Source organism: Streptomyces sp. SID1328 (assembly GCF_009865595.1).
Classification (GTDB): Bacteria; Actinomycetota; Actinomycetes; order Streptomycetales; family Streptomycetaceae; genus Streptomyces; species Streptomyces griseoluteus.
In genome coordinates this window covers 1-23,442 of the sequence record NZ_WWKH01000104.1, presented here as the reverse complement: position 1 = coordinate 23,442, position 23,442 = coordinate 1, and the positions used below count along the sequence as shown (strand labels likewise).

The 23,442-nt window shown below is 71.4% G+C and carries 19 protein-coding genes and 1 pseudogene; 11 read left to right on the top strand and 9 right to left on the bottom strand.

What is annotated here, in order from left to right:
* The 4 genes and pseudogenes from GT030_RS03285 to GT030_RS03270 all read right to left on the bottom strand — a co-directional run.
* Positions 1 to 143: pseudogene (locus GT030_RS03285) on the bottom strand (sugar kinase); the annotation flags it as partial.
* Entirely contained in the window at positions 128 to 1,036 is a 909-nt protein-coding gene (locus tag GT030_RS03280) for a pseudouridine-5'-phosphate glycosidase (RefSeq protein WP_346009547.1), read from the bottom strand. The pseudogene GT030_RS03285 and the gene GT030_RS03280, both read right to left, overlap by 16 nt.
* A 90-nt stretch (positions 1,037 to 1,126) precedes the next feature.
* Positions 1,127 to 1,681 carry a methylated-DNA--[protein]-cysteine S-methyltransferase gene (locus GT030_RS03275; protein WP_161199742.1) on the bottom strand — a complete coding sequence of 185 codons (555 nt, stop codon included), beginning with the start codon at positions 1,679 to 1,681 and terminating at the stop codon, positions 1,127 to 1,129.
* A 48-nt stretch (positions 1,682 to 1,729) separates the two neighbouring features.
* Complete coding sequence (locus GT030_RS03270; protein ID WP_161199741.1) at positions 1,730 to 2,599, bottom strand: glycerophosphodiester phosphodiesterase family protein; 870 nt, start codon at positions 2,597 to 2,599, stop codon at positions 1,730 to 1,732.
* A gap of 278 nt (positions 2,600 to 2,877) precedes the next feature.
* Here GT030_RS03270 and GT030_RS03265 point away from each other — a divergent pair, with 278 nt between their 5' ends.
* The 7 genes from GT030_RS03265 to aroQ all read left to right on the top strand — a co-directional run bounded on the left by GT030_RS03265 (position 2,878) and on the right by aroQ (position 11,581).
* The gene (locus GT030_RS03265; RefSeq protein WP_161199740.1) at positions 2,878 to 3,753 is read left to right on the top strand and encodes an MHYT domain-containing protein; all 876 of its coding nucleotides are present in this window, start codon (positions 2,878 to 2,880) and stop codon (positions 3,751 to 3,753) included.
* 41 nt (positions 3,754 to 3,794) lie between these two features.
* A complete protein-coding gene (uvrB, locus tag GT030_RS03260) occupies positions 3,795 to 5,942 on the top strand; it encodes an excinuclease ABC subunit UvrB (protein ID WP_161199739.1) in 2,148 nt (715 codons plus the stop codon).
* Between the two features lie 156 nt (positions 5,943 to 6,098).
* The gene (locus tag GT030_RS03255; RefSeq protein WP_161199738.1) at positions 6,099 to 6,674 is read left to right on the top strand and encodes a TerD family protein; all 576 of its coding nucleotides are present in this window, start codon (positions 6,099 to 6,101) and stop codon (positions 6,672 to 6,674) included.
* A gap of 44 nt (positions 6,675 to 6,718) precedes the next feature.
* The gene (locus GT030_RS03250; protein ID WP_161199737.1) at positions 6,719 to 8,518 is read left to right on the top strand and encodes a TerD family protein; all 1,800 of its coding nucleotides are present in this window, start codon (positions 6,719 to 6,721) and stop codon (positions 8,516 to 8,518) included.
* Between the two features lie 221 nt (positions 8,519 to 8,739).
* Positions 8,740 to 9,735 (top strand): TerC family protein, encoded by a 996-nt coding sequence (locus GT030_RS03245; RefSeq protein ID WP_161199736.1) that lies wholly within the window; start codon positions 8,740 to 8,742, stop codon positions 9,733 to 9,735.
* 164 nt (positions 9,736 to 9,899) lie between these two features.
* A complete protein-coding gene (locus GT030_RS03240) occupies positions 9,900 to 11,000 on the top strand; it encodes an ionic transporter y4hA (protein WP_161199735.1) in 1,101 nt (366 codons plus the stop codon).
* A 107-nt stretch (positions 11,001 to 11,107) separates the two neighbouring features.
* Positions 11,108 to 11,581 (top strand): type II 3-dehydroquinate dehydratase, encoded by a 474-nt coding sequence (gene aroQ / locus GT030_RS03235; RefSeq protein ID WP_161199734.1) that lies wholly within the window; start codon positions 11,108 to 11,110, stop codon positions 11,579 to 11,581.
* Positions 11,582 to 11,596: 15 nt separating this feature from the next.
* Here aroQ and GT030_RS03230 read toward each other — a convergent pair whose 3' ends face one another.
* Entirely contained in the window at positions 11,597 to 12,253 is a 657-nt protein-coding gene (locus tag GT030_RS03230; RefSeq protein ID WP_161199733.1) for an MBL fold metallo-hydrolase, read from the bottom strand.
* A gap of 46 nt (positions 12,254 to 12,299) precedes the next feature.
* Positions 12,300 to 12,986, bottom strand: coding sequence for a maleylpyruvate isomerase family mycothiol-dependent enzyme (locus tag GT030_RS03225; protein ID WP_161199732.1), 687 nt, complete (start codon positions 12,984 to 12,986; stop codon positions 12,300 to 12,302).
* Between the two features lie 225 nt (positions 12,987 to 13,211).
* On the opposite strand from GT030_RS03225, the gene uvrA reads away from it, so the two are divergent.
* Entirely contained in the window at positions 13,212 to 16,205 is a 2,994-nt protein-coding gene (uvrA, locus tag GT030_RS03220) for an excinuclease ABC subunit UvrA (RefSeq protein ID WP_161199731.1), read from the top strand.
* A 69-nt stretch (positions 16,206 to 16,274) separates the two neighbouring features.
* Here uvrA and GT030_RS03215 read toward each other — a convergent pair whose 3' ends face one another.
* Together GT030_RS03215 and GT030_RS03210 are read right to left on the bottom strand one after the other, a co-directional pair.
* Positions 16,275 to 17,186, bottom strand: coding sequence for a carbohydrate kinase (locus GT030_RS03215; RefSeq protein ID WP_161199730.1), 912 nt, complete (start codon positions 17,184 to 17,186; stop codon positions 16,275 to 16,277).
* Positions 17,183 to 18,265, bottom strand: a complete 1,083-nt coding sequence (locus tag GT030_RS03210; protein ID WP_161199729.1) for a LacI family DNA-binding transcriptional regulator — start codon at positions 18,263 to 18,265, stop codon at positions 17,183 to 17,185. The genes GT030_RS03215 and GT030_RS03210 overlap by 4 nt, the downstream gene beginning before the upstream one ends.
* Positions 18,266 to 18,532: 267 nt before the next feature.
* Between GT030_RS03210 and GT030_RS03205 the strand changes: the two genes are divergently transcribed.
* On the top strand, positions 18,533 to 18,958 hold the full coding sequence (locus GT030_RS03205) for a Rieske (2Fe-2S) protein (RefSeq protein ID WP_161199728.1): 426 nt from the start codon (positions 18,533 to 18,535) through the stop codon (positions 18,956 to 18,958).
* Between the two features lie 39 nt (positions 18,959 to 18,997).
* Here the strand turns inward: GT030_RS03205 and GT030_RS03200 are convergent, their stop codons facing one another.
* On the bottom strand, positions 18,998 to 19,945 hold the full coding sequence (locus GT030_RS03200) for a hypothetical protein (protein WP_161199727.1): 948 nt from the start codon (positions 19,943 to 19,945) through the stop codon (positions 18,998 to 19,000).
* Positions 19,946 to 20,259: 314 nt separating this feature from the next.
* On the opposite strand from GT030_RS03200, the gene uvrC reads away from it, so the two are divergent.
* Positions 20,260 to 22,359, top strand: a complete 2,100-nt coding sequence (uvrC, locus tag GT030_RS03195; RefSeq protein ID WP_161199726.1) for an excinuclease ABC subunit UvrC — start codon at positions 20,260 to 20,262, stop codon at positions 22,357 to 22,359.
* On the top strand, positions 22,356 to 23,357 hold the full coding sequence (gene rapZ / locus GT030_RS03190) for an RNase adapter RapZ (RefSeq protein WP_031182822.1): 1,002 nt from the start codon (positions 22,356 to 22,358) through the stop codon (positions 23,355 to 23,357). The genes uvrC and rapZ overlap by 4 nt, the downstream gene beginning before the upstream one ends.
* Positions 23,358 to 23,442 lie beyond the last annotated feature (85 nt).

Below are 23,442 nucleotides of genomic sequence, written 5' to 3'. Positions count from 1 at the left end.
GCGCCGCCCGGCAGCGTCCGGATCACGGCGGCCGTGTCGGTGCGCGCGGCGAGCGGACCCCGGTGCCGGGCCACCACGTCGGTGATCACGTCCCCCACGACCAGCAGTCCTCCCGCCGGGCCGCCGGTCACCTCATCGCCCACGCCGTGGCGATGCGCGCCGCCAGCTCCACATTGCCCCGCACCGCCGCCAGGTTGGCGCGCAGTGACTCCCCGTCCGTGTGCCGGACGAGATGAGCGAGCAGGAACGGGGTGACGGCCTGGCCGGTGACCCCCTCCTCCTCGCAGGCGCGCAGCGCCTCGGCGAGCACACGCGCGTGCAGTTCGGGGTCGAGCTGCTGCTCGGGTGGGACGGGATTGGCCACGATCAGCGCCGACTCCGGTCCACCGAGCGTGTCCTGCGCCCGCATGACCTCCGCGACCTGCTCCGGGTCCCGCAGCGTCCAGTCCACCGGATGGCCCGAGTCGGACAGATAGAAGCCGGGGAACCGCTCGGTGCGATAACCGGCGACGGCCACGCCCAGCGTCTCCAGCCGCTGCAAGGTGGCCGGCACGTCCAGGATCGACTTCACGCCCGCGCACACCACGGTGATCCGGGTCCGGGCCAGTAGCCCGAGGTCGGCCGACTCGTCCTGGGTCGTCGTCCACTGCCGGTGCACCCCGCCCAGCCCGCCGGTGGCGAACACCCGGATGCCGGCCAGCGCCGCCAACTGAGCCGTCGCCGACACCGTGGTCGCCCCGCTCGCCCCGGCGGCCATGGCGAGCGGCAGGTCCCGGTGGCCCAGCTTGCGGATGCCGTCCTCGTTGGCGACCCGCTCCAACTGGCCTTTGTCCAAACCGACATGGGGAGCTCCGTCGAGCACGGCGATCGTCGCGGGGACGGCCCCCTCGCGCCGGACGACGTCCTCCAGCTCCAGCGCCACCTGGAGATTGCGCGGGCGTGGCAGCCCGTGCGCGATGATCGTCGACTCCAGGGCCACCACCGGCCGTCCGGTGCCCGTCGCCTCCCGGACCTCCTCCGACAACACCAGCACCACGCGCCCGCCTCCCGTCAGTCGCCTCCCCTCATTCCTGGCGGGCGAGGCCCCCGGCCAAACGCCGTGCCCCGGAATCGGCGGGAGGCACCGTCAGAACAGCGGCTCCGGCAGCACACCCTCCAGCGCCAGCAACTGCCGCTTCGTCTCCAGCCCGCCCCCGAACCCCCCGATCCCGCCGTCGCTCTCCACCACCCGGTGACACGGCACGACCACCGGCAGCGGGTTGGCACCCATCGCCGTGCCCACCGCCTGCGCCCCGCCCGGCTGCCCGACCCGCCGGGCCAGATCGCCGTAGCCGACCACCGTGCCGTACGGGACGCCGTCCGCCAGTTCGCGCAGCACCGCCCGGTTGAAACCGGAGATCAGCGACCAGTCCAGCGGCAGGTCGAAGTCCTGCCGCCCGCCCGCCAGATAGGCCTCGACCTGCCGTATCGCCTCCGCCAGCAAGGGCGCGCCCGGTTCCTCGACCGGCTCGGTGCCGTACCGCGCCGCCAGCCGCCTCAGCGCGCGCTCGCACACCGGGCCGGTGGCGTGGAAGACCACGTTGACCAGCCCCTGGCCGCTCGCGGCCAGCATCAGCGGGCCGATGCGGCTGTCCACGACCGCCCACACGACCCGCTGTCCGTCCTGCCCCTGGCTGTCCATGCCCACCACGGTACGACCCGGCACCGACACCGGGCCCTGACGTGGGAATCAGTCGGCGCTGAGCGCCGTGCGCACCACGTCCGGCTTGTTGGTGATGATGCCGTCGACGCCGTAGCCCCGGACCTTCCGCGCCGTGGCCGCGTCGTTCACCGTCCACGTGAAGACCCGGAGAGGCTTGCCGTGCGGCCCCTTCAGGGCGTGCGCCGCCGAGACGTAGCTCGCGGAGACGTCCGCGTACGCCGGATTGACCAGGTCGGCGAACCGGGCGTAGCCGCTCAGCTCGGCGGCCTTCGGACGGCCCAGGTAGCCGGTGGTGAGCGCGGGCTTGAGCCGGTGCACGGTACGGATGCTGTCCGCGCTGAAGCTCTGCACGATCAGCCGGTTCTGGTGCGCGCGGTCCAGCCAGCCCTCGTTGCTCAGGGTCTTGAGGATCTGCGCCTCGATGCCGGGGTACAGCTCCGGGTTCTTGACCTCCAGCAGCAGTTTCTCGTGGTTGCGCTCGACCCGGCGCATGTAGCGCTCAAGCGTCGGCACTCGCGCGCCCGCGTAGACGGTGGAGAACCAGCTCCCCGCGTCCAGCCGGGCGATCTCCGCCGCCGTGAAGTCCTTCACCTTCCAGGGTGCCCGGCCGGGGAAGACATCCTCGACGTTCGTGGTGCGCGCCAGGCTGTCGTCGTGGATGACGACCAGCTTGCCGTCCTTGGTGCGCTGCACGTCGTTCTCCACCCAGGAGAAGCCCAGCCTCGCCGCCTTGTCGATGGCGGACAGCGTGTTCTCGGGCGCGTACGCGGAGGCCCCGCGGTGGGCGACCACCGTGGGCTGGGCCGCCCTGACCGGCCGGCCGTCCGAACCGGGGCTCAGCAGGACCGTCGCCCCCAGGGCCGCGGTGGCCGCGGCGGCGACTGCGTGCGCGTGCATGCGTACTCCTCACGTCCGGCGAATACCAACAGCACCAGAGTGACAGCGCAGCGTCAACGGCACAGGGAGCGCAGAACGGCCACAGGATGAACGGCGGGGCCCAACTCCGCACACCGAGGCCGCACAAGTGGGGTAAGGCCGTGTTTCTTTGCCGGAAAATCATTCGACCATTCCGGTGGCGGCCATACTCTCTCCGACAGTCCCGACCGCCACCGCGGTGCTGGGCAGGGGGAACATCGCGTCGGTAAGGGACGCGAGAAGGCGAGGGACAGCCGCGCATGCGAGGCACGATCGACGGATTCAGCTACGGGGTCGTCACCCCCCTGGTGGGCTATGTGATGGCCTGCCTGGGTGGTGCCCTCGGCCTGCGCTGCACCACCCGGTCCCTGCTGGTCACCCACTCGTGGCGGCCCGCGTGGCTGGCCCTGGGCTCGACCGCGATCGGCTCCGGCATCTGGACCATGCACTTCATCGCCATGATGGGCTTCTCCATCGACGAGACGCCGATCCGCTTCGACAAACCGATGACCTACGCCAGCCTCGGCCTGGCCATCGTCATGGTGGGCGTCGGGATCTTCATGATCGGCTACCGGGGCGCCAGCGGCACCTCGCTCGTCACCGGCGGCACGATCACCGGTCTGGGCGTCGCCTCGATGCACTACCTCGGCATGGCCGGCATGCGCTTCGACGGAGAGTTCACCTACGACATCACCGACGTCGTCGCCTCCGTCCTCATCGCCGTCGTGGCCGCCACCGTCGCCCTCTGGGCCGCCGGACACGTCCGGGGATGGCGGGGCAGCATCGGCGCCAGCCTCGTCATGGGTCTCGCCGTCAGTGGCATGCACTACACCGGGATGGCCGGGCTCACCGTCCACCTCCACGGCACCCCCGGCACCGCGACCAGTGGCTCGCCGGCCGCCGTGCTCGCGCCGATCCTCGTCGGACCGCTCGGCCTCCTGCTCCTCGCGGCCGTCGTCGTGATGTTCGATCCGCTGATGGTCAAGGGCGCGCCGCCGCGCATCCCCGAGGAGTCCAAGCCGGGCGTCCCGGCCGCCGCCGTCCCCTCCCACCAGCGCGTTCGCCCGCCGCAGCGGCCTTACCGGGAGCCGGTCCACGCCGACGCCCACGGCTCCCGCACCCCGCAGCGCCACTGACTCCGGACCCGTTGTCAGTGGGGGGTCGTACGGTTGATGGCATGCGGCCCGTTTCAAAGATCGAACGCACGGTGGCGCCCTTCGAGGTCGTCAGCCCCTACCAGCCCAGCGGCGACCAGCCGGCGGCCATCGCCGACCTGGCCAAGCGTGTGCAGGGCGGCGAGAAGGACGTCGTACTGCTCGGCGCGACCGGCACCGGCAAGTCCGCCACCACCGCGTGGATGATCGAGAAGCTCCAGCGCCCGACCCTGGTCATGGCGCCGAACAAGACACTGGCCGCCCAGTTGGCCAACGAGTTCCGTGAGCTGCTCCCGAACAACGCGGTCGAATACTTCGTCTCGTACTACGACTACTACCAGCCCGAGGCGTACGTCCCGCAGTCGGACACCTACATCGAGAAGGACTCCTCGATCAACGAGGAGGTCGAGCGCCTGCGCCATTCGGCGACGAACTCCCTGCTCACCCGCCGTGACGTGGTCGTGGTCGCCTCCGTCTCCTGCATCTACGGCCTGGGCACGCCGCAGGAGTACGTGGACCGCATGGTCCCGCTCAAGGTCGGCGAGGAGATCGACCGGGACGACCTGCTGCGCCGCTTCGTCGACATCCAGTACACGCGCAACGACACCGCCTTCACCCGCGGCACCTTCCGCGTGCGCGGCGACACCATCGAGATCTTCCCGGTCTATGAGGAGCTGGCCGTCCGCATCGAGATGTTCGGCGACGAGATCGAGGCGCTGTCCACGCTGCACCCGATCACCGGCGAGATCATCAGCGACGACCAGCAGCTCTACGTCTTCCCCGCCTCCCACTACGTCGCCGGACCGGAGCGCATGGAGCGCGCCGTCAACGGCATCGAGAAGGAGCTGGGGGAGCGCCTGGCCGAGCTGGAGAAGCAGGGCAAGCTCCTGGAGGCCCAGCGCCTGCGGATGCGCACCACCTACGACATCGAGATGCTCCGCCAGATCGGCACCTGCTCCGGCGTGGAGAACTACTCGATGCACTTCGACGGCCGCCTCCCCGGCTCCCCGCCGAACACCCTGCTCGACTACTTCCCGGACGACTTCCTGCTGGTCATCGACGAGTCGCACGTCACCGTCCCGCAGATCGGCGCCATGTACGAGGGCGACGCCTCCCGCAAGCGCACCCTGGTCGACCACGGCTTCCGGCTGCCCTCCGCGCTGGACAACCGCCCACTGAAGTGGGAGGAGTTCCAGGAGCGCATCGGGCAGACCGTCTACCTGTCGGCGACGCCGGGCGCCTACGAGCTGTCCCGCGGCGACGGTGTGGTGGAGCAGATCATCCGCCCGACCGGCCTGGTCGACCCCGAGGTCGTGGTCAAGCCGACCGAGGGCCAGATCGACGACCTGGTGCACGAGATCCGGGAGCGCACCGAAAAGGACGAGCGTGTCCTGGTCACCACGCTCACCAAGAAGATGGCCGAGGACCTCACCGACTACTTCGTGGAACTCGGCATCCAGGTCCGCTATCTGCACAGCGACGTGGACACCCTGCGCCGCGTGGAGCTGCTGCGCGAGCTGCGCGCCGGTGAGTACGACGTCCTGGTCGGCATCAACCTGCTGCGCGAGGGCCTCGACCTGCCCGAGGTGTCCCTGGTGGCCATCCTCGACGCCGACAAGGAGGGCTTCCTGCGCTCCGGCACCTCGCTGATCCAGACCATCGGCCGCGCGGCGCGCAACGTCTCCGGCCAGGTCCACATGTACGCCGACAAGATCACCCCGGCGATGGAGAAGGCCATCGACGAGACCAACCGGCGCCGCGAGAAGCAGGTCGCGTACAACAAGGCCAACGGCATCGACCCGCAGCCGCTGCGCAAGAAGATCAACGACATCGTCGCGCAGATCGCCCGTGAGGACGTCGACACCGAGCAGCTCCTCGGCACGGGTTACCGGCAGCAGAAGGACGGCAAGGCGGCCAAGGCGCCGGTGCCCAGCCTGGGCGGCAAGGCGACCCAGGACGCCAAGGCGAAGGCGGCCAGGACGAAGGCCAAGGGCAAGACGCAGCCCACCGACCAGCCGGCCGCCGAACTCGCCGGGCAGATCGAGGAGATGACGGACCGCATGCGCGCCGCCGCCGCGGAGCTCCAGTTCGAGATCGCCGCCCGGCTGCGCGACGAGGTGTCCGAGATGAAGAAGGAACTGCGCCAGATGCGGGAGGCCGGTCTCGCCTGACCCTCCCGACCCGTCCGGACCTCGGCATACGCGCCCAGTGTTGCAACACCGACACAAAGCGCGGGCCGGGGTTCGGCACGGTCGGCGACGCTGCGTAGGGTTCTGGGCAACCGCGCGATGCGCGGCAACAGGGGAACACCGAGAGGGGATTCAGCCGTGACCGTCAACATGACCAAGGGCCAGGCCATCAGCCTGGAGAAGAAGGACGGGGCCACCCTGACCGCGGTCCGTATGGGTCTCGGCTGGCAGGCGGCGAAGCGACGCGGGCTGTTCGGCTCGCGCACCCGCGAGATCGACCTGGACGCCTCCGCGGTCCTCTTCGCCGAGAAGCAGCCGGTCGACGTGGTCTTCTTCCGCCATCTGGTGAGCGACGACGGCTCCGTACGGCACACCGGGGACAACCTCGTCGGTGGTGTCGGGCAGGGGGACGACGAGGCCGTCCTGGTGGACCTCCAGCGGGTCCCGCCCCACGTCGACCAGATCGTCTTCACGGTGAACTCCTTCACCGGGCAGACCTTCCAGGAGGTGCAGAACGCGTTCTGCCGCCTGGTGGACGAGACCAACGGCCAGGAACTCGCGCGCTACACGCTGGCGGGCGGCGGCGAGTACACCGCGCAGATCATGGCCAAGGTGCACCGCCAGGGCGCCGGCTGGACGATGACCGCGCTGGGCGAGCCGGCCAACGGGCGCACCTTCCAGGACCTGATGCCGGCGATCCTGCCGCACCTCTAGGACCCGCCCGGCGCGCACCACGACACGACCACAGGGGGAGCGCGATGGTGGCCGAACTGGCGCGGGGGCAGAACCACCCGCTGCCCGGGACCCGGCTGGAGATCCTGGTCTCGGCCGAGGTCCCCGTGCTCGTGGCGGCCGCTCTCGGTGACGAGGGCGGCCGCGTCCATGACCGGCACGGGATCGCCCATCACGGCGCCCCGGTCCTCCCCGGCATCGAGGTGCCCCGCGCGGCGGCCGCCGAGCACCGTCTCTCCGCCGACCTGGGGGAGCTGTCCGAGGCGGTGCACCGCGTCACCGTACTGCTGGCGCTGCCGGGGTCGGCAGCGCGGTTCGGCGCGACCGCCGCCCCGCGGGCGACCGTCACCGATGCCGAGGGCACGGAGATCGTCGGCTTCACCCTCGCCGGACTGGACGCCGAGTCGGCCGTCGTCGCGCTGGAGCTGTACCGCAGGCAGGGCGGCTGGAAGGTGCGCGCGGTCGGCCAGGGGTATGCGGAGGGCCTCACCGCACTCCTGGCGGACCTTGGGCTGCCCGGGGCCCGCGAAGTGGCCGAGGCGATGCACGAAGCAGGGCGCCTCGGCGCGGCCCGGGCCGCCGCTGCGCCGAAGGCCCGCCCCTCCGAGGGCGGACCCGTCGACTACACCCACCCCGGGCGACAGGCTCCCCCACAGCCACAGCCACAGCCACAGCCACAGCCAGAGCCACAGCCACAGCCACAGCCACAGCCCGTCGCGGGCGACGCGCCGGGCTGGTCCATGGAGGAGCGGCTGTACAACCAGGTCTGGGGCATGTTCGAGGACCTGGCCCGCTCCACCGCCGCCCTCCGGAGCGCGGCCGACTTCGCCGCCGCCCGCCTCGACCGGGAACTCGACGAAGCCCTGGCCGACCCGCGCGCCAGGATCGGCGGCGCCGGCGAGGCGGCACGGAAGACGGCCCAGGCCAAGCATGATGAGCTGATGGGCCGGGCGCAGGCGGCCCACGACCGCGACCTCGCCCAGCTCACCGCCGAGGCGGAGGTCGTCGAGCCCGCCCTGCCACCCGCGTACGCCCGCTGGGACAGCCCCGTCTGGCGCGGCCACCGGATGCCGGCCGAGCTGCCCCAGGCCGTACGGCTGGGCGACCTCCATCTCCCCGAGAGCGCGTCGCTGCGCATTCCGATGCTGGTCAGGCTGCCGCTGGAGCGGGGCCTGTGGGTCGACAGCGGCGGCACACCGGCCGACTTCACGGACTCGGCCGAGCGGCGCCGGCTGGCCCTGGAAGTCGGCGTGGCCCTCGCCGCGCGGTTGCTCGCCGTCCACCCGGTGGGGGAGTTCGCCGTGGAGCTCATCGACCCGGCCGGGGCCGGAGCCGGACCGCTCGGCGCCCTCATCCGGACGGGCGCGCTGACGGGGCCGCCCGCGAGGGGCACGGCGGGCGTCAGGCAGACGCTGGAGTCGCTCACCCGGCGGGTCGACCTCGTACGCATGGCGATCGGCGGTGGCGCCACCGAGGCGTTGCCGGACGGCTTCGACACCGCCCGGCGGCTGCTGATGGTCAACGACTTCCCACACGGTTTCGACGACCGCGCCCTGACCCGGCTCCGCTTCCTCGCCGACGAGGGCCCGGCGGCCGGGGTCCATCTGCTGCTGGTCGCGGACCGTGCGGACGCCGGGGAGTACGGGCCTTTGCTCGACCCGCTGTGGCGTTCGCTGACGCGACTCACGCCGTCACCCGACGATCGTTTCGCCGACCCCTGGGTCGGGCACGCCTGGACCTTCGAACCGTCACTGCCGCCGCAGGGCGGGGCGGTGCTTCAGCAGGTGCTCAGCGTGGTTGCCGCAGCCAGGATCAAGGGCAAGTAAAGAGTCTCTGAGCTGCTCACTTGGTCTTTACTTTACTTTTCTCTTTACTCTTCCTTGGTGATTGCGCTACCGTATTCGTGCGGAGGGGAGTACTCCCTGATGCGGCGGCCCCGTCAATACGAATCCCCATGGATTCCGGGGCGCCGGCCCGTCCCTCGGGTGGAAGAGACCTCCGGCAGCGACAACGCTGATGTTTGCCGTGACGTGATGCCGGAGGTGCAGTGGACGTCTCGATGACCCTGTGGGTCTTGACCATCGTGGGGCTGGCAGCCCTGATCGCGGTGGACTTCTTCATCGGCCGCAAGCCGCATGAGGTGTCCATCAAGGAAGCCGGCATCTGGACAGCCGTCTGGATCGCCTTGGCCGGGCTTTTCGGCCTCGGACTGTTCTACTTCGGCGGCGCCCAGCCCGCCGGGGAGTTCTTCGCCGGCTTCATCACCGAGAAGTCGCTGAGTGTCGACAACCTCTTCGTCTTCGTCCTGATCATGACGAAGTTCGCGGTGCCCGCGCAGTACCAGCAGCGGGTCCTGCTCTTCGGCGTGCTCATAGCCCTGGTCCTGCGGGCCGTCTTCATCGCGGCCGGCGCGGCGATCATCGCCAGCTTCTCCTGGGTGTTCTTCATCTTCGGCGCCTTCCTGATCTGGACCGCCTGGAAGCTCATCCAGGAGGCCCGCGCCGATCACGAGGACGAGGAGTACGAGGAGAACAAGCTGCTGAAGGCCGCCGAGCGCAGGTTCGGTGTCGCCGACCGGTACCACGGCACCAAGCTGTGGATCGAGGAGAACGGCAAGCGTGTCATGACCCCGATGCTGGTCGTGATGCTCGCCATCGGCACCACCGACGTGCTGTTCGCGCTGGACTCCATCCCCGCGATCTTCGGCCTGACGCAGGACCCGTACATCGTCTTCACCGCGAACGCCTTCGCCCTGATGGGTCTGCGCCAGCTCTACTTCCTCCTCGGCGGCCTGCTGAAGAAGCTGGTCCACCTGTCCTACGGCCTGTCGGTCATCCTGGGCTTCATCGGCGTCAAGCTGGTGCTGCACGCCTTGCACGAGCTGGGCGTGCATGTCCCGGAGATCAGCATCCCGGTCTCCCTGGGCGTGATCTGCGGCGTGCTCGTCATCACCACGATCACCAGCCTCATCGCCTCCAGGAAGCAGGCGGCCGCCGAGGCGGCCGGAGGCGCCGGCCCCTCCAAGGACAGCATCGACGCCTGACCCCGCACCCCCCGAGGGGCGGGCGACCCGTGCGGAAGGTGCCGCGGCCCGGCACCTTCCGCACGGGAAGGCTCCTCCCCGCCGACCCGCCGCGCCCGCCCGACCGGTGCGCCGGACGAAACGAACGGAATGCGAACCCTGGACGCCTCTGCCACCATCACTGCATGATCACTGGGCTCAGGTCGCTCGCCGCGCGGTGGACGCTCCTCGTGCCGGTGCTCGCGGTCGTGCTCCTCGTCTTCACCTGGGGCCGCAGCCTGCCCGGCGCGGTCGTGGCCCTGGTCACCGTCGTGCTCGCCGGGTCCGTGCTGGCCGCCGTGCACCACGCCGAGGTCGTCGCCCACCGGGTGGGTGAACCCTTCGGCTCCCTGGTGCTCGCCGTCGCCGTCACCGTCATCGAGGTGGCGCTGATCGTCACCCTCATGGTCGACGGCGGGGACAAGAGCGCCACCCTGGCCCGCGACACGGTGTTCGCCGCCGTGATGATCACCTGCAACGGCATCGTCGGCATCAGCCTCCTGGTCGGCTCCCTGCGCCACGGCACCGCCGTGTTCAACCCCGAGGGCACCGGAGCCGCCCTGGCGACGGTCGCCACCCTGGCCACCCTCAGCCTGGTGCTGCCGACCTTCACGACCAGCAAGCCCGGCCCCGAGTTCTCCTCCATACAACTCACCTTCGCGGCCTTCTCCTCGCTGATCCTCTACGGCCTCTTCGTCGCCACCCAGACCGTCCGGCACCGCGACTACTTCCTGCCGGTCACCAAGGAGGGCGACGTCATCACCGGAGCCGACCACGCGGCACCTCCGACCGACCGCCAGGCCTGGATCAGCCTCGGCCTGCTCGGCCTCGCCCTCGTCGGCGTGGTCGGGCTGGCCAAGGGCGTGTCGCCCACCATCGAGTCCGGGGTGGAGGGCGCGGGGCTGCCCCCTTCGGTCGTGGGCGTGATCATCGCCCTGCTCGTGCTGCTCCCCGAGACCATCGCCGCGCTGCGCGCCGCCCGCCGCGACCGGGTGCAGACCAGCCTCAACCTCGCGCTGGGCTCCGCCATGGCCAGCATCGGCCTGACCATCCCGGCCGTCGCCCTGGCGTCGGTCTGGCTGTCCGGACCGCTCGTGCTGGGCCTCGGCTCCACGCACATGCTGCTGCTGGCGCTCACCGTGGTCGTCGCCTCGCTCACGGTCGTACCCGGCCGCGCCACCCCGCTGCAGGGCGGCGTCCACCTGGTCATCTTCGCCGCCTACCTGGAGCTGGCCCTCAATCCGTAGCCGGGGGCGCCCCACCGGGCCCGCCAGCCGCCCGGCGGGGCGTGATAGACCGGGTGCGAGCGGTGGCCGTCCCGCCGGCCGCCCCCGACGCACCGGAGGAAACCACCGTGCCCCGCAGCCTGGCCAGCGCCCCGATCATGATCCTCAACGGGCCCAACCTGAACCTCCTCGGCCAGCGGCAGCCCGAGATCTACGGCAAGGACACGCTCGCCGACGTGGAGGCCCTGTGCGCCCGGGCGGCGGCCGCGTACGGCGGCACGGTGGACTGCCGGCAGTCCAACCACGAGGGCCAGTTGGTGGACTGGATTCACGAGGCGCGGCTCGACCACGCCGGGATCGTCATCAACCCCGGCGCCTACTCCCACACGTCGGTGGCGATCCTGGACGCGCTCAACACCTGCGACGGCCTGCCCGTGGTGGAGGTCCACATCTCCAACATCCACCAGCGCGAGTCCTTCCGGCACCACTCGTACGTCTCGCTGCGCGCCGACGGTGTGATCGCGGGCTGCGGGGTGCAGGGGTACGTGTTCGCGGTGGAGCGGATCGCCACGCTGGCGGGGTCGGCGCGGGCCGACGCCTGAGCGCGCCGCCCCGGCTCACCAGCCGCGCGCGTGCCACTCCGGCAGATGCGGGCGCTCGGCACCGAGGCTGGTGTCGTCGCCGTGGCCGGGGTAGACCCAGGTCTCGTCCGGCAGCGCGTCGAAGATCTTCGTCTCCACGTCGTGGATCAGGCTGGCGAACGCCTCGGGGTCCTGGTGGGTGTTGCCGACACCGCCGGGGAAGAGGCAGTCGCCGGTGAAGACGTGCGGGTGGCCGTGCGGGTCGTCGTAGACCAGCGCGATGGAGCCCGGCGTGTGCCCGACCAGGTGGCGCGCGGTCAGCTCGACCCGGCCGACCCGGATCACGTCCCCGTCGTCGACCGGCACATCGGTGGGGACCGGGATGCCCGAGGCGTCCTCCCGGCCGGCGTAGGTACGCGCGCCGGTGGCGCCGACGACCTCGCCGAGCGCCTGCCAGTGGTCGCCGTGCTGATGGGTGGTGACGACGGACGCGATGCCGTCCTCGCCGATCATGGTGAGGAGCGTGTGCGGCTCGGCGGCCGCGTCGATCAGGAGCTGCTCGTCGGTGGCCCGGCAACGCAGCAGATAGGCGTTGTTGTTCATCGGGCCGACCGCGACCTTCGTGATCATCAGGTCCTTCAGCTCGTGCACGTCCGCCGGACCGCCGACCCTGACCTCGCCGCTGTACGTCATGACGATCAGCCTATAGCGGGGCGGGGGTTGGCGGCCCGGTGCCGTGTCACAGCGGGGGCAGTGCGGGCAGCTCGCCGCCCTTCACCTCCAGCGCGGTCCCCTCGCGGCGCCCGGCGAGCCAGCCCAGCAGGTCGGCCGGAGTGCCGGTGACGGTGACCTCGGGCTCGGGCGCCTCCTGCCCCGTGTTCCAGGTCCGCGTGCCGTCGCTCAGCAGCGTCGGGGGCACGTCGGGGTGGCCGAGGAAGCGCTGGGCCAGGAACTCGGTCTCGCGCTCGGTGAACTCGGCCGGGAGGTCCTCCAGCTCGTAACCGGCGCCGAGGTCCACGTGGTGCAGCTCGACCTCGGCCCAGCGCCGGAACGGCAGCCGGGCCGCGATGTCGGTGATGCCGTTGCGCAGCTCCACCACGCGGTTCCAGTCGCCCGGCGCCGAGCCCGCCGCGTCGAACCGGGCCGCGCTGTCGCGCACATCGGTGAGGTGCGTCTCAAGGGGGCGCGGGGCGTCCCGCTCGATGTCGGCGTCGCGGGTCTCGGCGCTCACGTACATCGGGCGGCCCTCCAGGACGTTCACGAGGGCGTCGGCATTGCGGGCGATGTGAGCAAGGACATGTCCGCGCGTCCAGCCCGGAAGCCGTGACGGCTCGGCCAGCGCCGCGTTGTCCAGTGCGGCGGCCGCGTTGAGCAGCCGTTCCGTCGCTTCCTGTACACGGGCCAGGTCATGAGCGTGATCGGTCATGGTGCCCGACCCTAGCGGGACCACTCCTTCGGGTGAAGGCGGCGAACATCCTCCGTAATTCGAAAGCGCGTGCTATATCGTCGAAGGCGGCGTCGGGCATGCTGGATGGCTGGGGATTGTTATGCATCCGGGAATCCGACCGGCGTTGTCAGTGGCTCCCCCTAGGCTCCAAGAAGCACGGGGCCTCGGCCCCTGTCACTTCTCCGAAGAAAGGTGCGGACCGGCGTGGCCGACCGTCTCATCGTCCGTGGCGCGCGCGAGCACAACCTGAAGAATGTCTCGCTCGACCTGCCGCGTGACGCGCTCATCGTCTTCACGGGCCTGTCCGGGTCGGGCAAGTCCTCCCTGGCCTTCGACACCATCTTCGCCGAGGGCCAGCGCCGCTATGTGGAGTCGCTCTCCTCGTACGCCCGCCAGTTCCTCGGGCAGATGGACAAGCCCGACGTCGACTTCATCGAGGGCCTGTCGCCCGCGGTCTCCATCGACCAGAAGTCGACCTCCCGCAACCCCCGCTCCACGGTCGGCACCATCACCGAGGTCTACGACTACCTGCGCCTGCTCTTCGCGCGCATCGGCAAGCCGCACTGCCCCGAGTGCGGCCGGCCCATCTCGCGCCAGTCGCCGCAGGCCATCGTGGACAAGGTGCTGGAGCTGCCCGAGGGCAGCCGCTTCCAGGTGCTCTCCCCGCTCGTGCGCGAGCGCAAGGGCGAGTTCGTCGACCTCTTCTCCGACCTCCAGACCAAGGGCTACTCCCGCGCGCGGGTCGACGGCCAGACCATCCAGCTGTCCGAGCCGCCGACCCTGAAGAAGCAGGAGAAGCACACCATCGAGGTGGTCGTCGACCGCCTCACGGTGAAGGACTCCGCCAAGCGCCGCCTGACCGACTCGGTGGAGACCGCCCTCGGCCTCTCCGGCGGCATGGTCGTGCTCGACTTCGTCGACCTCCCCGAGGACGACCCCGAGCGCGAGCGCATGTTCTCGGAGCACCTGTACTGCACGTACGACGACCTGTCGTTCGAGGAGCTGGAGCCGCGCTCCTTCTCCTTCAACTCGCCCTTCGGCGCCTGCCCCGAGTGCACCGGCATCGGCACGCGGATGGAGGTCGACGCGGAGCTGATCGTCCCGGACGAGGAGAAGTCGCTCGACGAGGGCGCCATCCACCCCTGGTCGCACGGCCACACCAAGGACTACTTCGGCCGGCTGATCAACGCCCTCGCGGACGCCCTCGGTTTCCGGACCGACATCCCCTTCGCCGGGCTGCCCCAGCGCGCGAAGAAGGCCCTGCTGTACGGCCACAAGACCCAGATCGAGGTCCGCTACCGCAACCGGTACGGACGCGAGCGGGTGTACACCACCCCGTTCGAGGGCGCGGTGCCCTTCGTCAAGCGGCGGCACAGCGAGGCCGAGAGCGACGCCAGCCGGGAGCGCTTCGAGGGCTACATGCGCGAGGTGCCCTGCCCCTCCTGTGAGGGCACGCGTCTGAAGCCGATCGTCCTCGCGGTCTCCGTCATGGGGAAGTCGATCGCCGAGGTCTCTGCGATGTCGATCAGCGACTGCGCGGACTTCCTGGGCGAGCTGAAGCTGAACGCCCGCGACAAGAAGATCGCCGAGCGCGTGCTGAAGGAGGTCAACGAGCGGCTGCGCTTCCTGGTCGACGTCGGCCTGGACTACCTCTCCCTCAACCGCGCGGCCGGCACTCTGTCCGGCGGCGAGGCCCAGCGCATCCGCCTGGCCACCCAGATCGGCTCCGGCCTGGTCGGCGTGCTCTACGTGCTGGACGAGCCGTCCATCGGTCTGCACCAGCGGGACAACCACCGCCTGATCGAGACCCTGGTCCGGCTGCGCGACATGGGCAACACCCTCATCGTGGTCGAGCACGACGAGGACACCATCAAGGTCGCCGACTGGATCGTGGACATCGGTCCGGGCGCCGGTGAGCACGGCGGCAAGGTCGTCCACAGCGGCCACCTGAAGGAGCTGCTCGCCAACACCGAGTCGCAGACCGGCCAGTACCTCTCCGGCCGCAAGTCGATCCCGCTGCCGGACGTGCGCCGGCCGCTCGACCCGTCCCGGCAGCTCGTGGTGCGCGGCGCGCGGGAGAACAACCTCCAGGACATCGACGTGTCCTTCCCGCTGGGCGTGTTCACGGCGGTCACCGGTGTGTCCGGCTCGGGCAAGTCGACCCTGGTCAACGACATCCTGTACACCCACCTGGCCCGCGAGCTGAACGGCGCGCGGAACGTCCCCGGCCGCCATACGCGCGTGGACGGCGACGACCAGGTGGACAAGGTCGTGCACGTCGACCAGTCGCCCATCGGTCGCACCCCGCGCTCCAACCCGGCGACGTACACCGGTGTCTTCGACCACGTCCGCAGGCTGTTCGCCGAGACCACCGAGGCGAAGGTGCGGGGCTACCAGCCCGGCCGCTTCTCCTTCAACGTCAAGGGCGGCCGCTGCGAGAACTGCTCGGGCGACGGCACGATCAAGATCGAGATGAACTTCCTCCCGGACGTGTACGTCCCGTGCGAGGTCTGCCACGGCGCCCGGTACAACCGGGAGACCCTGGAGGTCCACTACAAGGGCAAGTCCATCGCCGACGTGCTGAACATGCCGATCGAGGAGGCGACCGACTTCTTCGAGGCGGTGCCCGCCATCTCCCGGCACCTGCGCACCCTGAAGGACGTCGGCCTCGGCTACGTCCGGCTGGGCCAGTCCGCGACCACCCTGTCCGGCGGTGAGGCGCAGCGCGTCAAGCTCGCCAGCGAGCTGCAGAAGCGCTCCACCGGCCGCACGGTCTACGTCCTGGACGAGCCGACCACCGGTCTGCACTTCGAGGACATCAGCAAGCTGCTGAAGGTCCTCACCGGTCTGGTGGACAAGGGCAACACGGTCGTGGTCATCGAGCACAACCTCGATGTGATCAAGACCGCGGACTGGGTCATCGACATGGGCCCGGAGGGTGGCGCGGGCGGCGGTCTCGTGGTCGCCGAGGGCACGCCCGAGGAGGTCGCGGCGGTTCCGGCCAGCCACACGGGCAAGTTCCTGCGCGAGATCCTCGGCGCCGACCGGGTCAGCGACGCGGGCCCGGTGAAGGCCCCGCGGGCACGGAAGACCGCGAAGAAGGCGGTTCCGGCCAAGGTCGACGGCACCGCCACCGCCAAGGCCGGCACGGCCAAGAAGACGGCCGCCAAGAAGGCGACGCGGGCCCGCAAGGCCTGACGGTGCCCTTGGTACGAGTGGCGCCTCGCGGGACTCACCCCGCGAGGCGCCACTCGCCGTTTCAGCCGGTCACAGCGGGCCCAGCTCGGCCGCGTACGGCGGCTCCGCGCCCGCCCGCGAGCAGGTGACCGCCGCCGCGCGCGCGGCGAAGCCGAGCAGTCGCCGCCAGGTGTCCGGGGCCAGCCCGGCGAGCGCCCGCGCGGACAGCGCGTCCAGGGTGGAGAGGCCGTGCAGCAGGGCCGCGTTCACGGTGTCCCCGGCGCCGATGGTGTCCACGACGTCGACCTTCTCGCCGGGCACCCGGTGCTCCGCGCCGTCGGCGGTGTAGACGGTGAGGCCGTCACCGCCCCGCGTGACGACCACGGCCGACGGTCCCGCGGCCAGCCACTCGCGCGGGGTGCCGCCCAGCCACTGGGCGTCCTCCTCGGACAGCTTCAGCAGCGTCACCGAGGGCAGCCAGCCCCGGAAGCGCTCGCGGTAGGCGTCCGCGTCCGGGATCAGGCCCGCCCGGATGTTGGGGTCGAGCGCGGTGAACAGGCCCTGGCCGGCGGCCGACCGCATCAGTTCCTCGTAGGCGCTCGCCCCCGGTTCCAGGGCGAGCGAGCAGGTGCCGAAGGACACCGCGCGGGTCCCCTCGGGCAGGGCGGCCGGGGTGGTGAAGAGGCGGTCGGCGGTGCCCTCGACGTAGAAGGAGTAGGCCGCCGAGCCGCCGGAGTCGATGGTGGCCACCGCGAGCGTGGTCGGCTCGGGGCCGCGCTGCACCGCGGAGACGTCCACCCCGGCCCGCCGCAGCCCGTCGAGCAGGGCCTCGCCGAAGGCGTCGTGCGAGGCGCGGGAGGCGAAGGCGGTCGGCGAGCCCAGCCGGCCGAGGGCCACGGCGGTGTTGAACGGGCCGCCGCCGAGCGCCGGTTGGAGGCCGGCCAGGGCGCCACGGCCCTGCGGTACCAGGTCGATCAGTGCCTCACCGGCGACGACGATCACGGGGTGGTTCCCTTCTCGGACTGCGAGGTCGATTGCATGCTGCTGCCGGTGTCCGCCGGCCGGGGTTCCGGGCAGCCGCAGGAGGCGCGGTGGACGAAGGCGCAGGGCAGCCGTACTGTCCTGGCCTCCCGGTCCGGCGCCGCCAGGCGCTCCAGCAGCACCCGGACGGACCGGGCGCCCATCTCCCGGCTGGGCTGGGCGATCGCGGTGAGCCGGGGTGCGAACAGGTCGGCCCAGGCGAAGTCGTCGAAGCAGGCGAGGGCGATGTCACCGGGCACACTCAGGCCCCGCTCCCGCAGAGCGCGCAGGGCGCCGATCGTCATCGCGTTGTTGGCGGTGACCAGCGCCGTGGGCGCACCGGGCAGGGCGAGCAGCGCGGCCGTGGCCCGCTCGGCACCCGTGGCTTCGGAGCTGCCGGACACCACGAGTTCGTCGTCGGCGTCGAGCCCCGCCGCCGCGAGCCCCTGCCGGTACCCCGCGATCCGCTCGCTGGTGGTGCTGAGCCCCGGCAGCCCGGCGACCAGGCCGATTCGCCGGTGTCCCAGCGAGGCGAGGTGGGTGACCAGTTCGGCCATGGGCCCGGCATTCTCGGCGCACACCTGGTCGAACGACCCCTGCCCGGGGCCGGCCGGCTCCAGCACCCGGTCCAGCAGCACCGCCGGCACGGCCTGGCGCCGGAGGTACGCCACGAGGTCGCCCGGCTCGGCGGAGGGCGCGACGATCATGCCGTCCACCCGGCGCTCGTGCAGCAGTTGGACCACCTTCAGCTCGTGCTCGGGGTCGTCGTGCGGGTCCGCGATGAGCAGGCTGTAGCCCGCCTCCAGCGCGGCCGCCTCCACGCCCTGGAGGATCTCGGTGAAGTACGGGTTGCTGATCGCCGACACCGCGAGCCCGATGGAGCGGGTCCGGGAGGTCACGAGGGAGCGGGCGAGGGAGTTGGGCGTGTAGCCGAGGGCCTCGACGGCGTCCAGCACGGCCTGGCGGGTGTGGGGGAGCACCGGGCGGGTGCCGTTCAGGACGTGGGAGACGGTCGCCACGGAGACACCGGCGCTCCGGGCCACGTCGGCCATGGTGGACATCACGCTTCCCCTCCCACGAAATCCCGGAACGCGGTCCCGGCCGCCGCCGGGGCACGGCGGGCGGGTGCGGGCCACGGTGACGGACGTTGATCCCACCGGCGGGAAGTTACCCCATCGGCCACCGGCGCGTAAACGCTTGCGCAAGCGCTTACGAAGGCGCCCTCGTCCGGAGAGGCCCTGAGCCGCGTGCGCCCGCCCCCGCTCCCAAACCGTCCCCCATGCCCGGATAAGGTCACCCTGCACATCCCCTGACCTGTGGAGAGACCGATGCCCGCCCGATCGTCCGCGAGCCGCCGTACCGTCCTCAGAGGAGCCGCCGTGGCGCCGGTCGCCGGGCTGGCGCTGGCCGCCTGCGCCGCTCCCCAGGACGGCAAGGGCGCGTCGGCGGTCACCTCCTCCGTCGACCTCGGGGCCGAGGGCGAGGTGGCCAAGGGCGCCGCGAAGCTCTACCGCGACCACAACGTGGTGGTCAGCCGGGACGCCGAAGGTGGCCTGAAGGCGTACAGCCTGGTCTGCACGCACGCCGGGTGCGTGATCAACAAGCTGCGCGGCACCACCCTGGTCTGCCCCTGCCACGGCAGCGAGTTCGACGCCGTCACCGGCAAGGTGGTCCAGGCGCCGGCGACCGAGCCGCTGAGCGAGTTGCCGGTGAAGGTGGCGGACGGCCGGATCGTCGCGGGGCCGGCCGCCTGACGCCGCCGGTCGTCCCCGCTCAGGGTGTCTGAATAAGGATCACTCCCACTCCCAGGCGATCCCCACCGTGCCCGGCCGCACCCGTGGCTCCACGACGTGAACGCTGCGGTGCGGCTCGCTTACCGCCAGCTCCTGCCGTCCCGCGCGCGGCGCGGCGGGGGAGAACTGGGTGAAGCGGTGGCAGCGGGCCGGGATCGCGGACGCGTCGAACCGCACCTGGAGCGCGTACTGCCCGCCCGGTGAGCCGAAGCGGTGGACGTACTCGTGCGAGGCCCCGGCGGTGCCGTCGGTGATGCCGTACCGGAAGAGGAAGGTGTCGCCGGAGCGCAGCCGGGTGCCGAAGAGCAGCTCGGCCACCAGAACACCGGTCTCCCGGTCCAGCCGCACCCGGCCGGTGCGGCAGTTCTCCAGCGCGTGCACGGCCATGTCGTCCGGACGGCAGCCGGGGTCGCCGTGGTGGACGGCGACGAAGCGGTCCACGCCGTCGCGGTGGGCGCGCACGATGTGCTCGGATTCCCGGCCCGCGAGTTCGCGCCGCCCCCCGATGCGGACGCGTTCGTGGTGGCCGAGGGTCTGCATGCCGCCGTCCGGTGTCCAGTCCAGCTCCGCCCGGAGCCGGTCCAGCGTGTCGGACGCCTCGACCAGCGAGCGGTAGGAGCGGGGCGCCGGGCGGTCGCCGCCGGCCGTCTCCGGCGCCTCGGCGAGCAGCCTGATCAGGGATTCCTCGGGCAGCCGGAGGATCTCCTCCAGCGCGCGCACGGCGCGGAGCGACTCCGGGCGCTGGGGGCGGCGGGCGCCCTGCTGCCAGTAGCTGAGACTGGTCACGCCGACCTTCACCCCGTGGCGCGTCAGATGGTGCTGCACCCGCTGGAGCGGCAGTCCGCGGGCGGCTATCGCGGCGCGCAGCGCCACATGGAAGGGGCCGCCCCGCAGGGCCGTCTCCAGCTCGGCGGAGGCGAGGTCCGGGTGCTCTGTGACATGTGGCATGCACAGAAGCCTTTCTGTGAGGTGTCACCACGGCTGGTCAGACCGCGGTGCGGGGTCGTGGGCCACCCCGTGGGCCCCCGGGGCGCGCTGGCGGGCGGGCACGCCGTTCGCGTGCGCCGGGTGCGCGGCCCCGAGTTCCCCCGCATTGAAGCGTGTCGACCAGACCCCGACAACACCCTGGGTCACGTCATGGCCTGGATCGTGACGCCCCGGCGCCTCCTCCGGCCCGGTTGTCCACAGGCCGGTCCGGTGCCTCCGCGACCGTTGTCCACAGGCCCGGCGCGCTGTCCCTGCTCGCCAGTAGGGTGTGAGTCATGGCCGACCCCTCCAGCTACCGCCCCAGGCCGGGCGAGATCCCCGACTCTCCGGGGGTGTACAGGTTCCGTGACGAGCACCGCCGGGTGATCTACGTCGGAAAGGCGAAGAGCCTGCGCCAGCGCCTGGCGAACTACTTCCAGGATCTGACGAACCTGCACCCCCGCACCCGCTCCATGGTCACCACCGCCGCGTCCGTGGAGTGGACCGTGGTGTCCACGGAGGTCGAGGCGCTGCAGCTGGAGTACTCCTGGATCAAGGAGTACGACCCCCGGTTCAACGTCAAGTACCGCGACGACAAGAGCTACCCGTACCTCGCCGTCACGATGAACGAGGAGTTCCCGCGCGTCCAGGTGATGCGCGGTCACAAGAGGAAGGGCGTCAGGTACTTCGGCCCGTACGCCCACGCGTGGGCGATCCGGGACACCGTCGACCTGCTGCTGCGCGTCTTCCCGGTGCGCACCTGCTCGGCCGGGGTCTTCAAGAACGCCGAGCGCACCGGCCGTCCCTGCCTGCTCGGGTACATCGGCAAGTGCTCCGCGCCCTGCGTCGGCCGGATCTCGCCGGAGGATCACTACGAGCTGGCCGAGGAGTTCTGCGACTTCATGGCGGGCCGCACCGGCACCTACCTCCGCCGCCTGGAGAAGCAGATGGCCGAGGCGTCCGACGAGATGGAGTACGAGCGGGCCGCCCGCCTGCGTGACGACGTCGGCGCGCTGAAGAAGGCCATGGAGAAGAACGCGGTCGTGCTCGCCGACGCGACCGACGCGGACCTCATCGCCGTCGCGGAGGACGAGCTGGAGGCCGCCGTCCAGATCTTCCACGTGCGCGGCGGCCGGGTGCGCGGCCAGCGCGGCTGGGTCACCGACAAGGTCGAGGAGATCACCACCGGCGCCCTCGTCGAACACGCCCTCCAGCAGCTCTACGGCGAGGAGACCGGGGACTCCGTGCCGAAGGAGGTGCTGGTCCCGGCGCTGCCCGACCCGGTCGAGCCGGTCCAGGAGTGGCTGACCGTCCGGCGCGGGGCCAACGTCTCGCTGCGCATCCCGCAGCGCGGCGACAAGAAGGCGCTGATGGAGACCGTCCAGCGCAACGCCCAGCAGGCCCTCGTGCTGCACAAGACCAAGCGCGCCTCCGACCTCACCACCCGCTCGCGCGCGCTGGAGGAGATCGCCGACGCCCTCGACCTCGACAGCGCCCCGCTGCGGATCGAGTGCTACGACATCTCCCACCTGCAGGGCGACGACGTGGTGGCCTCCATGGTCGTCTTCGAGGACGGCCTCCAGCGCAAGAACGAGTACCGCCGCTTCCAGATCAAGGGCTTCGCCGGCCAGGACGACGTCCGCTCCATGCACGAGGTGATCACCCGCCGCTTCCGCCGCTATCTGGCGGAGAAGGAGAAGTCCGGCGAGTGGGCGGGCGCCGAGGACACCCCGGTGAACGGCTCGCCCGCCGGTGCGCCCCTCGCGGCCGAGGACGACGGCGTCGTCGGCGGCCCCAAGGACGACGACGGCCGCCCCAGGAAGTTCGCCTACCCGCCCCAGCTCGTCGTGGTCGACGGCGGCCGCCCGCAGGTCGCCGCCGCCCGGCGCGCGCTGGACGAGCTGGGCATCGACGACATCGCCGTGTGCGGCCTCGCCAAGCGCCTGGAGGAGGTCTGGGTGCCCGGCGAGGAGGACCCCGTGGTGCTGCCCCGCAGCAGCGAGGGCCTCTACCTCCTCCAGCGGGTGCGTGACGAGGCCCACCGCTTCGCCATCACCTACCAGCGCGCCAAGCGCGCCAAGCGGCTGCGCAGCGGTCCGCTGGACGAGGTGCCCGGCCTCGGCGAGACCCGCAAGCAGGCCCTCATCAAGCACTTCGGATCGGTCAAGCGGCTGCGCGCCGCCACCATCGAGCAGATCCAGGAAGTACCCGGCATAGGCCGGAAGACGGCCGAGACCATCGCGGTGGCACTAGCCCGTTCGGCCCCGGCCGCACCCGCCGTGAACACGGCGACCGGAGAGATCATTGACGAAGAGGAACCCGACACGACGGGCGGTTCCTCCGGAGAGTCCGTGAGCGCGGGCCTCCCGGACGACCGACGGGGGCAGGAGACATGACCGAGCACGAGGCACGGCCCACGGCCGAGCGGGACCGCGCACACGCGGCGACGGACGACAGCCCGCCAGGCGCGGCGGAACAGGACAACGGAGCACAGGTGAGTCAGGACGTCACGCCGGCAGCGGCCAACGATGCGCCCATCCCCGAGCTGGTGATCATCTCCGGCATGTCCGGAGCCGGCCGCTCGACGGCCGCGAAGTGCCTGGAGGACCTCGGCTGGTTCGTCGTCGACAACCTGCCGCCCGCCCTGATCCCCACCATGGTGGAGCTGGGCGCCCGCTCGCAGGGGAACGTGGCGCGGATCGCGGTCGTGGTGGACGTGCGCGGCCGCCGCTTCTTCGACAACCTCCGTGAGTCCCTCGCCGACCTCGACAGCCGGGGCGTCACCCGGCGCATCGTCTTCCTGGAGTCCTCCGAGGACGCCCTGGTGCGCCGCTTCGAGTCGGTGCGCCGCCCGCATCCCCTCCAGGGCGACGGCCGCATCGTCGACGGCATCGCCGCCGAGCGGGAACTGCTGCGCGAGCTGCGCGGCGACGCCGACCTGGTCATCGACACCTCCAGCCTCAACGTGCACGAGCTGCGCGCCAAGATGGACGCCCAGTTCGCGGGCGAGGAGGAGCCCGAGCTGCGGGCCACCGTGATGTCCTTCGGTTTCAAGTACGGCCTCCCGGTCGACGCCGACCTGGTCGCGGACATGCGGTTCCTGCCCAATCCGCACTGGGTCCCGGAGCTGCGCCCCTTCACCGGGGTCAACGAGGAGGTCGCCTCCTACGTCTTCAACCAGCCCGGCGCCAAGGAGTTCCTCGACCGGTACGCCGAGCTGCTCCGGCTGATCGCGGCCGGCTACCGCCGCGAGGGCAAGCGGTACGTGACCATCGCCATCGGCTGTACCGGCGGCAAGCACCGCTCGGTCGCCATGTCGGAGAAGCTCGCGGCGCGCCTCGCGGCGGAGGGCGTGGAGACGGTGGTCGTGCACCGGGACATGGGACGCGAATGACCGACCGTGCACGGCGGCTGCGCGGCCTGCGCCGCGTGGTCCCCGAGGGGCGCCTCGGCCGCGCGGAGGCCCGCGCGGCCCGCCC